The organism is Paenarthrobacter ureafaciens (genome assembly GCF_004028095.1).
Classification (GTDB): Bacteria; Actinomycetota; Actinomycetes; order Actinomycetales; family Micrococcaceae; genus Arthrobacter; species Arthrobacter ureafaciens.
This window is the reverse complement of record NZ_SBHM01000007.1, coordinates 2824739-2837789: the sequence shown is the minus strand read 5'-3', so window position 1 is coordinate 2837789 and position 13051 is coordinate 2824739. Positions and strand designations below refer to the sequence as shown.

General features: G+C 63.2%; 13 protein-coding genes. 8 read left to right on the top strand and 5 right to left on the bottom strand.

Annotated features, from left to right (window positions below; translation table 11 throughout):
- The first annotated feature begins 36 nt into the window (after positions 1-36).
- Entirely contained in the window at positions 37-1500 is a 1464-nt protein-coding gene (locus AUR_RS17290) for a lipase maturation factor family protein (protein WP_062099102.1), read from the top strand.
- Here AUR_RS17290 and AUR_RS17285 read toward each other — a convergent pair.
- Positions 1460-2590 (bottom strand): LacI family DNA-binding transcriptional regulator, encoded by a 1131-nt coding sequence (locus AUR_RS17285; protein ID WP_128397215.1) that lies wholly within the window; start codon positions 2588-2590, stop codon positions 1460-1462. The genes AUR_RS17290 and AUR_RS17285 overlap by 41 nt on opposite strands.
- A 209-nt stretch (positions 2591-2799) precedes the next feature.
- Between AUR_RS17285 and AUR_RS17280 the strand changes: the two genes are divergently transcribed.
- From AUR_RS17280 to AUR_RS17250, 7 genes are read left to right on the top strand one after another with little or no spacing between them, the layout of a single operon-like run.
- Complete coding sequence (locus AUR_RS17280) at positions 2800-4128, top strand: extracellular solute-binding protein (RefSeq protein WP_062095953.1); 1329 nt, start codon at positions 2800-2802, stop codon at positions 4126-4128.
- Positions 4125-5054 carry a carbohydrate ABC transporter permease gene (locus AUR_RS17275; protein ID WP_062095951.1) on the top strand — a complete coding sequence of 310 codons (930 nt, stop codon included), beginning with the start codon at positions 4125-4127 and terminating at the stop codon, positions 5052-5054. Before AUR_RS17280 ends, AUR_RS17275 begins: the two co-directional genes overlap by 4 nt.
- Before the next feature lies 1 nt (position 5055).
- Entirely contained in the window at positions 5056-5961 is a 906-nt protein-coding gene (locus AUR_RS17270; protein WP_062095949.1) for a carbohydrate ABC transporter permease, read from the top strand.
- 30 nt (positions 5962-5991) lie between these two features.
- Entirely contained in the window at positions 5992-7194 is a 1203-nt protein-coding gene (locus tag AUR_RS17265; protein WP_062095947.1) for a Gfo/Idh/MocA family protein, read from the top strand.
- Positions 7194-8198 carry a sugar phosphate isomerase/epimerase family protein gene (locus tag AUR_RS17260; RefSeq protein WP_062095945.1) on the top strand — a complete coding sequence of 335 codons (1005 nt, stop codon included), beginning with the start codon at positions 7194-7196 and terminating at the stop codon, positions 8196-8198. The genes AUR_RS17265 and AUR_RS17260 overlap by 1 nt, the downstream gene beginning before the upstream one ends.
- Before the next feature lie 39 nt (positions 8199-8237).
- The gene (locus AUR_RS17255) at positions 8238-8939 is read left to right on the top strand and encodes a ThuA domain-containing protein (protein WP_062095943.1); all 702 of its coding nucleotides are present in this window, start codon (positions 8238-8240) and stop codon (positions 8937-8939) included.
- Positions 8924-10045 (top strand): Gfo/Idh/MocA family protein, encoded by a 1122-nt coding sequence (locus tag AUR_RS17250; protein ID WP_062095941.1) that lies wholly within the window; start codon positions 8924-8926, stop codon positions 10043-10045. The genes AUR_RS17255 and AUR_RS17250 overlap by 16 nt, the downstream gene beginning before the upstream one ends.
- Positions 10046-10127: 82 nt before the next feature.
- Here the strand turns inward: AUR_RS17250 and AUR_RS17245 are convergent, their stop codons facing one another.
- Genes AUR_RS17245 through AUR_RS17230 form a run of 4 tightly spaced genes read right to left on the bottom strand, consistent with a single transcriptional unit; the run spans position 10128 to position 13050 of the window.
- The gene (locus tag AUR_RS17245; RefSeq protein WP_062095939.1) at positions 10128-10976 is read right to left on the bottom strand and encodes an HpcH/HpaI aldolase/citrate lyase family protein; all 849 of its coding nucleotides are present in this window, start codon (positions 10974-10976) and stop codon (positions 10128-10130) included.
- Positions 10977-11000: 24 nt separating this feature from the next.
- A complete protein-coding gene (locus AUR_RS17240; protein ID WP_021472600.1) occupies positions 11001-11501 on the bottom strand; it encodes a MaoC family dehydratase in 501 nt (166 codons plus the stop codon).
- Positions 11498-12250, bottom strand: a complete 753-nt coding sequence (locus tag AUR_RS17235) for a CoA transferase subunit B (RefSeq protein ID WP_062095937.1) — start codon at positions 12248-12250, stop codon at positions 11498-11500. The genes AUR_RS17240 and AUR_RS17235 overlap by 4 nt, the downstream gene beginning before the upstream one ends.
- A gap of 2 nt (positions 12251-12252) precedes the next feature.
- Complete coding sequence (locus tag AUR_RS17230; RefSeq protein ID WP_062095935.1) at positions 12253-13050, bottom strand: CoA transferase subunit A; 798 nt, start codon at positions 13048-13050, stop codon at positions 12253-12255.
- Position 13051: the final 1 nt, after the last annotated feature.

Genomic DNA, 13051 nt, shown 5'->3' with positions numbered 1-13051 from the left:
TGTTGGCCCCTCCGTCCCATGGTTAACGTGGAAATCGTGGAGTGGCTCTCTTGGTTCGACGCCCGGGACTACGAATTCGCCCGTCAGGTGCTGCAGCGCGGCACGGCTGCGCTCTACTGCCTTGCGTTCCTTTCGACGCTGAACCAGTTCCCGGCGCTCCTGGGCGAGCGGGGCCTGCTTCCCGTCCCGGATTTCCTTGGGGTCGTCCGGCGGATGGGGCGGCCTACGCTGTTCCGTTGGCGCTACTCGGACAGGCTGCTGCGGGCCGTCTGCATCTTTGGGCTGGCGGTGTCTGCGTTGTTGGTCCTCGGACTTCCGCAGACAGGGCCGCCGTGGTTGCCGATGATTGCTTTCCTGGCCCTCTGGTTCCTCTACATGTCCATTGTCAACGTGGGACAAACGTTTTACGGCTTCGGCTGGGAAGTGCTGCTCTTGGAAGCAGGGTTCACGGTAGCCTTCCTGGGATCCGACCAGACTCCCCCGCCCGCCACCATCCTGGTACTGGTCGTGTGGCTGGTGTTCCGGCTTGAGTTCGGCGCCGGCATGATCAAGATGCGCGGGGGCAGGGAATGGCGGGACATGACAGCGATGTTCTACCACCACGAGACCCAGCCGATGCCCGGTCCTCTCAGCCGCCAAGCCCACCTCCTCCCCCGGCCGCTGCACAAAGTCGAGGTGCTGGGGAACCATTTCGCCCAGCTGGTGGTCCCCTTCTTCCTGTTCGCACCCCAGCCCGTGGCCGGCATTGCCGCCGGCATCATCATCCTGACCCAGTTATGGCTTGTGGGCTCGGGCAATTTCGCGTGGCTGAACTGGGCCGCCATCATCCTTGCTTTCGCAGCGGTGAGCGATCCCGTGGCACACGCGGTCTTCCCGTTCATCCCGCTTGAGTGGCACTCCGGTGCCACCACACCGGTGTGGTGGCTCGTCGTCGTACTCGCCGTGACGTTGCTGTTGCTGGTGTTCAGCTACCGGCCATTGCTGAACCTGTTCTCGCGGGAGCAACTCATGAATGCAAGCTTCAACCGCTGGAGGCTGGTCAATGCGTATGGAGCTTTTGGCACGGTCACCAAGCAACGCATCGAAGTAGTGGTGGAAGGAACCTCCGACGAAGACCCCGACTCCCCGGACGAGGCCTGGCTGGAGTACGGGTTCAAGGGGAAACCGGGAGATGTCCGAAGAATGCCGCGTCAATGGGCGCCCTACCACCTTCGGCTGGATTGGATGATGTGGTTCCTGCCGCTGCGCACCGTGCACGAGGAATGGCTGTACCGCTTCCTGGACAAGCTCCTCGCAGCCGATCCGCCAACGCTTCGGCTGCTTGGCCATGACCCGTTCGACGGCGGCCGCCCCCGTTGGGTGCGCGTGCAGACGTACCTTTACCGTTTCGCCAGCCGCGCCGAGTTCAGGACGACGGGTGAGCGTTGGGTGAGGGTACCGCTGTACGAGGCCATTCCGCCTATGTCCCTCGATTCCCGGCGCCGGCTTCCTTGGCGGTGAAGCGGTGGGCAGCCGGCCTCGGGGCCGCCGTGGACTCCCGAACCACCAGGTGGGCAGCCGGCCTCGGGGCCGCCGTGGACTCCCGAACCACCAGGTGGGTGGCCAGCTCGACCCGCCGCGAATCAATGTCCTCCCCGTTCATTTGCCGGAGGATGAAGTTCACTGCGGACCGCCCCATGTCCTGCAGCGGTTGGGACACCGACGTGAGCGGAGGCACTGATTCCGCTGCCTGGTGGGTTCCGTCGAAGCCCACAAGGCTCAGCTCCTCGGGGATGCGCACATTCTGCCGCCGGGCCTCGGCCAGAACACCCAAAGCGATGCTGTCGCTGGCGGCGAAGATGGCCGTGGGCGGATCATCCAACGCCAGCAACGACTTCATCGCCTGAACTCCGTTGCTGGGGCGGAAGGGCCCGGCAAGGACGTATTCCTCTTGCACGCTGATGCCCTCGGCCATCAGCGCAGCCATGTAGCCGTGGAGCCGCGCCTGGCTGCACTCCGCCGACTCCGGCCCTCCAATGTAGGCGATCCTGCGGTGGCCGAGCGCCAGCAAGTGGGCAGCGGCAGCTTTGCCGCCGGCCCAGTTGCTGGCACCCACGCTGAAGACATCGCCGGGCGGCGGATTGAGCGGATCAACCACCACAATGGGGATCCTTCGGCGCTGGAAAGCGTTGAGCTGACCTGAGTTGAAGGCGGAGGTGACCACAATCATGCCGCTGCGCCCCTCATCGATCAGCCGTTGGGCGCGCTCTTCAGGCCCCAAAGGCGACCCTGATTGCCGGCTGGTCACGGAGAGGACCACCTCCATGTCGGCAATCGCTGCCTGTTCGAGCACGCCATTCAGCACCTCGACCGCGTACGCCGAGTTGAGGGAATCAAACACGGCCTCCACGGCGCGGCGGGAAGGGACACTCCTGCGCTGGGAAGGGGTTTTGTAACCGGTCCTCTGCAGTGCCGCGAGGACCCGGGCGCGCGTCTCATCGGCTACGTCTTCGCGGCCATTGATCACTTTGGAAACGGTCGGCGTTGAGACGCCGGCCTCTTGGGCCACTGCAGCCAGGGTTGGCTTGGACGGCTTTGTCCCGATAGTCATGTCCCCCACTTTCGAAATTGTTTCGGCAGTTTCGAGAATGCGCCGGTCCGCGAAAAAGTGCAAGTTCGGCTCAGGAACGAGTCAAAATGCGTCTTGACGAATCGACTATTTGGCTTTAGTTTAGACCGTGATCTTAATCACGGTTGCGAAATATTTCGGTTTTTTTCGGAACCTTCTTGTTCAACCTAGCGAAAACTCATGGAGAAGCAATGAAGCAATTCCAGTCCTCCCGGCGTTCCTTCCTGGCCCTCGCTGCACTCACACCCTTCGCAGCCATGGCAACGACCGCCTGCGGAACGTCAGGACCGGGCGGGAGCGGCGGTGGTGGCGGGGCCAGCATGTGGTTCCTCACCGGCGAGCCCAACCAGACCACCATGCAGAACGCCGTTGACGCATTTGTCGCCGCGAACCCGGACAACAAGATCAACGTCACTTACTTCCAGAACGACGCCTACAAGACCAAGATCAAGACGGCCATCGGTGCAGGCCAGGCCCCTACCATCGTCTACGGCTGGGGTGGCGGCGGATTGAAGACCTACGCCGAGGCCAACCAGGTAGAGGACCTGACCCCCTGGTTCGATGCCAACCCGGACGTGAAGAACAAGTTCTTCCCCTCCTCGTTCGGCGCTGCGACGGTTAACGGCAAGATCTACGCCCTGCCTAACCAGTACGTGGCTCCGATCGTGCTCTTCTACAACAAGGAACTCTTCGAGAAGGCCGGCGTCCAGCCTCCCAAGACCTGGGACGACATCATGTCCCTGGTCAAGACTTTCAACGACATGGGCGTGGCACCGTTCTCGCTCGGCGGCCAGTCCCGGTGGACTTCGATGATGTGGCTCGAGTACCTCCTGGACCGCATTGGCGGGGCCGAAGTCTTCAACGCCATCTTCGAAGGCAAGCCGGACGCCTGGATGCACCCGGCAGTCATCGAAACCGGCACCAAGATCCAGGAACTGGTTTCCGCTGACGGCTTCATCAAGGGTTTCTCCTCGATCACGGCAGACTCCAAGGCTGACCAGGCCCTCCTGTTCACCGGCAAGGCTGCGATGATGCTCCACGGATCCTGGACCTACGGTGCCATGAAGAAGGAAGGCCAGAACTTCGTCCAGGACGGAAAGCTCGGCTTCGTCCACTTCCCGACGGTCGCCGGCGGCAAGGGCGATCCGAAGAGCGGTGTCGGAAACCCCGCCCAGTACATGTCCATCTCCGCCAAGGCCACCGACCAGGAGAAGGAGATCGCCAAGAAGTTCTTCAAGGAGGGCATCCTGACGGACAAAGTCATCGATGCCTACATCAACTCCGGTTCTGTGCCGATCGTGAACGGCATCGAGGACAAGCTTGCATCCTCACCTGACAAGGACTTCCTGAACTTCGTTTACGACCTTGCCAAGAACGCACCAACGTTCCAGCAATCCTGGGACCAGGCGCTGAGCCCCACCGCTGCCGAGGCGCTCCTGAACAACATCGACCAGTTGTTCCTGAAGTCCATCACGCCCAAGCAGTTCGCCGAGAACATGAACGCAACGCTTGGCAAATGAGCAGCTCAACGTTGACCAGGACGGCCGCCCACCGGACTGGCGAGAAGACCAAGGGGCAGAAAAATTCCGCACTCGCATGGCTGACGGTTCCGGCGCTGCTGTTCTTTGTCCTGTTCGCCGTCGTTCCCCTGGCCGGGGTCCTGGTCCTCAGCTTCGCCGACTGGGACGGCATCGGCGCAATCGGCGTCGCCGGGATGGACAACTGGACTTCGGTCCTCGCCGATCCCGGACTGTACAACGCGCTGGGGCTGACCTTCGTGATCATGATCGTGTCCTGGCTGGTCCAGACTCCGATCAGCCTGCTGTTGGGAGTCTTCACTGCGGGTAGCCAAAAATACCGTGCGGCCCTGGCCGTGTTGTACTTCCTGCCCCTCCTCCTGTCATCGGCAGCGGTGGCCATCGCCTTCAAAGCCCTCCTGGATCCGAACTTCGGCCTGGCCATGGGCCTGGGGTTGCCTTTCCTGGCGCAGGACTGGCTGGGGGTTCCGCAGCTGGCACTGGGACTGGTCATCTTCGTCATCGCCTGGCAGTTCGTACCGTTCCACACGTTGATCTACCAAGGCGGGGTGCGCCAGATACCGAAGTCCCTGTATGAGGCGGCCCAGATCGACGGCGCCGGCACCATCAAACAGTTCTTCCACATCACGCTCCCGCAGTTGAAGTACACCATCATCACGTCCTCCACCTTGATGGTGGTGGGATCCCTGACCTACTTCGACCTGATTTTCGTGCTCACAGGCGGTGGCCCGGGCAACTCCACCCGGATCCTGGCCCTGGACATGTACCTCAGGGGCTTCCGGGCCAACCTCATGGGCCCGGCAAGCGTCATCGCCGTGATCCTGGTCGTCATCGGCCTCGCACTGGCCTTGTTCCTCCAGCGCCTTGGAGGCAAGGACAAGCAGGGCAGCCAATTGGAAGGTATGTAGGGTGAGCACCGTTCTGACGAACACAGAAGAGACACCGGCAACCGGCACCAAGGCCGACCCGCCCGTGGTCAAGCTGAGCCTGGCCACACGCATCCGCCGCCTCAACATCCCCGGCGGCCTGGGCGGATGGATCTGGCTGGCCATCATCATCATCCCCGTCTACTACATCGTGATCACCAGCCTGAAGACGGCGGAGGGCTACTTCGGGCAAAGTCCGCTGGCTCCGCCGACGTCTCCGACCCTGGAGAACTACCAGCTGGTCCTGGAATCGAACTTCGCGACGTACTTCATGAACAGCGCGATCGTGACGCTCGGTTCCGTCATCCCGACGGTCCTGATTTCCTTCATGGCGTCCTTCGCGATCGTCCGTGGACGTGGCAGGTTCTTGAAACTGGTCAACGGAATGTTCCTGATGGGCCTCGCCATTCCCCTGCAGGCGACCATCATCCCCATCTACCTGATGATCATCAGGCTGAACCTCTACGACAGCCTGCTGGCCGTCATGCTCCCGTCCATCGCCTTCGCAATCCCGCTGACCGTGCTCATCCTGTCCAACTTCATTCGGGACGTTCCCAATGAGCTGTTCGAATCCATGCGGCTTGACGGATGCAGCGAATGGCAAACCATGTGGCGCCTGGCGCTGCCCCTGACCCGTCCGGCGATCGTGACGGTCTCCATCTACAACGGCCTGCACGTGTGGAACGGGTTCCTGCTCCCGCTGGTGCTGACCCAGAACCCGGACCTTCGCGTCCTCCCCTTGGGACTCTGGACGTTCCAAGGCGAATTCAGCGTGAACATCCCGGCGGTCCTGGCCTCGGTGGTCCTGAGCACCCTGCCAATCCTGGTGCTGTACGTCGTAGGACGGCGCCAGCTCCTCAGCGGGCTAACCGCCGGATTCAGCAAGTAACCGGATCAGGCAGACAAGAAAGGATCAGTTGTGACTGAACCACGACCCCTGCGTGTAGGCATGGTGGGCTATTCCTTCATGGGCGCCGCCCACTCCCACGCGTGGCGTACCGCCCCCCGCTTCTTCGACCTGCCCCTCGCACCGCAGCTCACCGCGGTGGCCGGCCGCAACGAAGAAGGAGTCCGGGCGGCGGCAGCCAAGTACGGCTGGGACTCGGTGGAGACGGACTGGCGGCGGTTGATCGAGCGCGACGACATCGACCTCATCGATATTTGCACTCCCGGCAACACCCACGCCGAGATTGCGATCACCGCCCTGGAGGCAGGAAAACACGTCCTGTGCGAAAAGCCTCTGGCCAACTCCGTGGAGGAGGCCGAAAAAATGACGGCTGTGGCCAGGGCCGCGGCCGAACGCGGAGTCCTCTCCATGTGCGGCTTCAGCTACCGCCGTACGCCCGCGCTCGCCTTGGCCAAGCGGATGGTTGACGAAGGGCGCCTGGGCGATATCCGCCACGTCCGTGCCCAGTACCTTCAGGACTGGCTCTCGGATGCCGACGCTCCCCTCACGTGGCGCTTGGACAAGTCGAAATCAGGCTCCGGCTCCCTGGGCGACATCGGTGCCCACAGCATCGACGCGGCCCAGTGGATCACCGGACAAGCAATCACCGGGGTCTCCGCCCTGATGGAAACCTTCGTCAAGGAACGCCCGGTGGGTGGTGACTTCGTGGGACTCGGCGGCCACGGTGGCTCCGACGGCCCCAAGGGCCCGGTAACCGTTGACGACGCCGCCCTCTTCACTGCCCGGTTCAGCGGAAAGCACGACGGCGGCACTGGTCCCGTTGGCATCTTCGAGGCCACCCGCTTCGCGCTGGGCCGAAAGAACGCAATGCGACTGGAACTGAACGGCACCAAGGGTTCGCTGGCCTTCGACTTCGAAGACATGAATTCCCTGCAGTTCTACGATGCCTCGCTTGAACCCGATGCGGGCTTCCGCAAGATCATGGTCACCGAACCGTCCCACCCCTACACGGGCAACTGGTGGCCGACCGGACATGGCCTGGGGTATGAGCACGGCTTCACCCATCAGGTGGTGGACCTCGTGGATGCCATCGGCGCCGGTGAGCAGCCGTCGCCGTCGTTCGCTGATGCTTTGCAGGTCCAGAAGGTATTGGCCGCCGTAGAGGCGAGCGCTGCGGCGGAAAGCCGTTGGCAGAACGTTGACAAGGAGCACTGATGAACCGACCCATCACACTTTTTACCGGTCAGTGGGCAGACCTTCCCTTTGAGGAAGTTGCCCGGTTGGCAGGCGAATGGGGCTTCGACGGCCTGGAGATCGCCTGCTGGGGCGACCACCTCGATCCGGTACGGGCAGTGGAAGACGATGCCTACCTCCGGAACAAGCTGGAGGTCCTGGACAAGCACAACTTGTCGGTCCATGCCATCGCCAACCACCTCACGGGGCAGGCAGTCTGCGACGATCCCATCGACGAACGGCACCGGGATATCCTGTCCGCCGATGTCTGGGGTGATGGTGATGCGGAAGGCGTCCACCGGCGCGCAGCAGAGACCATGAAGGCTACGGCCCGCGCTGCGGCCAAGCTGGGGGTCAAGACCGTCACCGGATTCACGGGTTCCTCCATCTGGAAATGCGTTGCCATGTTCCCTCCCGCCTCTGATGCCATGATCGAGCGCGGCTACCAGGACTTCGCCAACCGCTGGAACCCCATCATGGACGTCTTCGACGAGGTGGGGGTCCGGTTCGCACTGGAAGTCCATCCCTCCGAGATTGCCTACGATTACTGGACTGCCAAGCGGACGCTCGAGGCCATCGGGCACCGGGAGAACTTCGGGTTGAACTTTGATCCGTCCCACTTCATATGGCAGGACCTGGACCCTGTCATGTTCCTGCAGGACTTCGCCGACCGGATCTTCCACGTCCACGTAAAGGAGTCTGTCCGGCAGTTGAACGGACGCAACGGACGCCTGGGCTCCCATTTGCCGTGGGCAGATCCCCGCCGCGGTTGGGACTTCGTCACGGCCGGCCACGGTGACGTGCAGTGGGAACCGATCTTCCGGACCCTCAACGCCATCGGCTACGCAGGACCCACCAGCATCGAGTGGGAAGACGCGGGCATGGACCGCCTGGTCGGTGCGCCGCAGGCACTGGCCATGGTCAAGGAACTTGCCACTATCCAGCCACCCGCAGCGGCCTTCGATGCCGCCTTCGCAACACGCTGAACGACTCAACGGATACGCCCCGAAAAAACTAAGGAAACCATGTCGAGCAATTACAAAACCGCCCTGGTGGTACGCGGGGGCTGGGACGGACACCAGCCTGTGGAGGCCACCGAACTCTTCATCCCGTACCTCAAAGCCCAAGGCTTCGAGGTACGGGTGGAGGAATCGCCCAAAATCTACGCAGACGCCGACTACATGGCAACTGTGGACCTGATCGTGCAGTGCATGACCATGTCCACCATCGAGAAGGACGAGTTCGAGGGACTTCGTGCCGCCGTCGAGAACGGTACGGGCCTGGCAGGCTGGCACGGCGGCATCGCCGACTCCTACCGCAACAACTCCGACTACCTCCACCTGATCGGGGGCCAGTTCGCCTGCCATCCCGGCAAGCACCCGGACGAAAGGATCGGCGAGCAGTCGGACAACTACGTTCCTTACACGGTGAACATGCTCCCTGCGGCCGCAGAACACCCCATCACTGCCGGCTTGTCCGACTTTGACCTGGTCACCGAGCAGTACTGGGTCCTGGCCGACGACTACATCGACGTCCTGGCCACCACCACCCAGAAGGTGCGCGACTGGGATCCCTGGAACCGGGAGGTCACTTCCCCTGCCATCTGGACGCGCCAGTGGGGCAAGGGCAGGATCTTCGTCTGCACCCCGGGACACCGTGTGGAAGTTCTCCAGGACTCCAACGTCCGCACCATCATCGAGAGGGGCATGCTGTGGGCAACCCGCTAGAAAACACCAAGCAGCTTAACGTCGGAATCATCGGCTGCGGCGCCATCATCGCCCAGTACCTGAGCAATTTCCGGCGCCTTGATCCGGTCAACCTCGTGGCCGTGGCGGACCTCGATCCGGCCCGTGCCCAGGCAGTGGCGGACTCCTACGAAGGCGTCCGGGCAGTGTCGGTGGAAGAGCTGTTGGCGGCGGACGACGTCGACCTGGTGCTCAACCTGACCATCCCGGCGGCGCACGCCGACGTGGCCCTCAAGGCCATCGCCAACGGCAAGTCCGTGTACGGGGAGAAGCCGCTCGCCGCTACCACCGAAGAGGCCCGGCAGGTCCTCGACGCTGCACGGGCCGCCGGAGTGGTGGTGGGCTGTGCGCCGGATACGGTCCTGGGCACCGGCATCCAAACGGCCCGCAAAGCGATCGACGACGGCCTGATCGGTGCCCCGATCTCGGCGACGGCCACCATGGCCACGCCCGGCCACGAACGCTGGCATCCGAACCCGGACTTCTACTACCAGCCCGGCGGCGGACCGCTGCTGGACATGGGCCCCTACTACGTCTCGGCATTGGTCACCCTCTTGGGTCCGGTCGTCTCCGTGGTGGGCGCCGCGAGCCACACGAGGAATGAGCGCACCATCGGTTCCGGTCCCCGCGAGGGCCAGAAAGTACCGGTGGACATCGACTCGCACGTGACCGGAGTATTGGTTCATGCCTCTGGTGCGCTGTCAACGCTCTTCATGAGCTTCGACGCCGTCAAGACCAAGAGCCCCAACCTGGAAATCCACGGCGAGAAGGGTTCCCTGGTGGTTCCGGATCCCAACCATTTCGACGGCGAGGTCCAGTTGTTCGCCCTCGGCGCCGAGGACTGGGAAACACTGCCCGTCTCGGCCGGCTATGTGGACTCGGGCCGGGGCTTTGGCATTGCCGACCTTGCGGCAACTCCAGCAGGCCAGGAACCGCGTGCCGGGGGCGGGCTCGCGTTCCACGCCCTTGAGGTGATGGAGTCGGTCCTTGAGTCTGCCAAGTCGGGGCAGTCGGTATCGATCAAGAGCACGGCACAACGGCCGCCGGCAGTTCCGCTGACTGAGCTGGCCACCAAGGTCTCAGCCTAAGACCCACACACGAGGTGGCATTTGATGACAGTGTTTCCGGGAAACATTGGCATTAAATGCCACCTCGCGCCTGTAACGGGCCTTAAAGGGCCCTCCGCAGCACCGATTCAGCGTGTTTGAGGATGGGGCCGTCGATCATCTTCCCTTTGAATTGGAACACACCGCTGCCCGCAGCGGAGGCGGCATCCAACAACTCGCGCGCTTCCTCCACGGCTTCAGGCACAGGCGCATAGGCTTCCCGCACCGCAGCCACTTGGGACGGATGGATGCAGGCTTTCGCCCCGAAACCGCTCGCCACGGCATCCCGCGATTCCACGGCCAGCCCGTCAAGGTCCGGAATGTTCACGTAGACAGCGTCGATGGCTTCCTTGCCCGCGGCTTTTGCGGCAAGCAGTACAGCGGAACGGGCGTGCAGGGCAACAGCCCGGTACCCGCCGTCGTCGTTCCTGCTGGAAAGCCCGCCCAGGGATGCCAGCAGGTCCTCCGCGCCCCACATGAGCGCCACCACATTCGGTTCCGCCGCGATGGCAGCGGCATTCAGCACACCGGCGGCCGTTTCGCAGAGGGCAATGACCCGGTAACCGTCAAGGGCCCGCATGTCCTCTGCGCTCTCCGCCTTGGCAACCATCACAGTGCGGTATGGCGTGTGGGCCAGGCTGTGGAGGTCCTTCCCGAACTCAGCCGAACCCACCGGGTTGACCCTCACGATGGTGCGGCCGGGTTCCAGCTCCGGCGTATCTCCCGCCGCGCCCAGCTGGGCCAGGATGGCACCCCGGGCACGCTGCTTGTCAGCAGGCGCAACGGCATCTTCCAGGTCCAGGATCACCGCATCGGAGCGGTCGGCCGCCTTGCTGTAGCGTTCCGGGCGGTCCGCAGGGCAGAACAGGAGGGCAGGACCCATGGTGAAGGGAAGGTCGGCAGGAGTGGGCATCGGGTTCCTTGCTGCTGGGCGTGACTAGTACTTGGAGACGTCGGTTTGGGAGGCGTGCGCTTCCTTGGTCCACATCAAACACGTCCGCGTTGCCAGCGCCACTTCCTTGCCGTCCTGGTTCCGGCCGATGTGTTGCATGGTCACCAACCCTTGGCCGGGACGGGACGATGAAAGCCTCTTCCCGGTGACCTCTGTCTCCGTGTACAGCGTATCGCCGTGGTAGAGCGGGTGCGGGAAAGCAACATCCGTCAGCCCCAACTGCGCCACGATGGTGCCCTGCGTCAGCTGGGTCACGGACTGGCCCACCATGACCGACAGCGTGAACATGGAGTTCATCAGGCGCTGGCCGAATGGCTGCGTCGAACTCCAGGCTGCGTCCAGATGAAGCGCCTGGGTGTTCATGGTCATAGTGGTGAAGAGGACGTTGTCCGCTTCGGTCACTGTGCGGCCGGGCCTGTGCGCATACACGACGCCCTCTTCCAGTTCGTCAAAATAGAGACCGCGCTGCACCACTACCCGGGTCATACGGTGAGTTCCTGGTCTTCTTCGAACAGTTCCGCGCCAGTTGCCGCCACGACGTCGTCCAAGGTGACGTTTGGCGCAAGTTCCCGCAGGACCAGCCGGGGTTCGCCTTCGTCCTTCACGACGTCGATCACGGCAAGGTCAGTGATGATGCGGTCCACGCATCCCTTGCCGGTCAGCGGAAGGGTGCAGTCCTTCACGATTTTCGGGCGGCCGTTACGGTCAACGTGTTCCATCATGACGATCACCTTCTTGGCGCCGAACACCAGGTCCATGGCCCCGCCCATGCCCTTGACCATCTTTCCCGGGATCATCCAGTTGGCGAGGTCGCCGTTGGAGGCCACCTCCATGGCGCCCAGGACGGCGACATCCACGTGGCCGCCGCGGATCATCCCGAACGACGACGCGGAATCGAAGAAAGCCGCACCGGCGTTCACTGTGACCGTCTCCTTGCCGGCATTGATCACATCGGGGTCGATTTTGTCCTCGGCCGGGTAGGGACCCACGCCCAGGATGCCGTTCTCCGAGTGCAGGATGACCTCTATCCCGTCAGGGATGTAGTTGGGAATCAGGGTTGGCATGCCGATCCCCAGGTTGACGTATTGCCCGTTCTCCAGTTCGCGGGCCACCCGGGCGGCCAGTTCGTTCCGCGTCCAGCCTTTGGCCTCGTGATGGTCGACGTCGGCCCTGCGGTATTCGTGCCGCACGGCTTCGGGACGTGGCGGCACATCGTGATACGTGTTCGATTCCATGGTTAGGCTCCTCCCGCCTGCTCCTCCGCCGTGCCTGCGCCGGATGTGTCCGTGACGGATACCGTGCGCTTCTCGATCCGTTTCTCCGGCGTCGGCGAAACCACCACGCGCTGGACGAAGATGCCCGGAGTGTGGATGTGTTCGGGATCGAGCTCCCCCGGCTCCACCAGTTCCTCCACTTCGGCGATGGTGGTCTTTGCTGCCATGGCACACAGCGGGTTGAAGTTCATTGCCGTTGCATGGAAGACGAGGTTGCCGTGGCGATCGCCCTTCCAGGCGTGGACAAGTCCAAAGTCCGGGGTCAGGGACTCCTCAAGGACAAAGTCGGCACCGTTGAAGGCGCGCACCTCCTTGGGCGCCGACGCTTTCTCAACATTCCCGTCGGCGTCGTACTTCTGCGGCAGCCCGCCTTCGGACACCTGGGTGCCCACGCCGGCTTTGGTATAAAAAGCGGGGATCCCGGCGCCGCCGGCACGCAGCTTCTCCGCCAGGGTTCCCTGCGGGGTGAGGACCACCTCCAGTTCACCGGCGAGGTACTGGCGGGCGAACTCCTTGTTCTCCCCCACGTAGGAACTGATGGTTCGCCGGATGCGGCCGTCCTTGAGGAGGATGCCAAGGCCCCAGTCGTCCACGCCGCAGTTGTTGCTGACCGTCTCCAGTCCAGTGGTGCCCTGTTGATGCAGGGCGTCTATCAGCGCAACCGGAATTCCGCACAGTCCGAACCCGCCGACGGCCAGCGAGGCACCGTCCGGGATGTCCTTCACCGCTTCCGCGGCGCTGGCAACAACCTTGTCAATCATC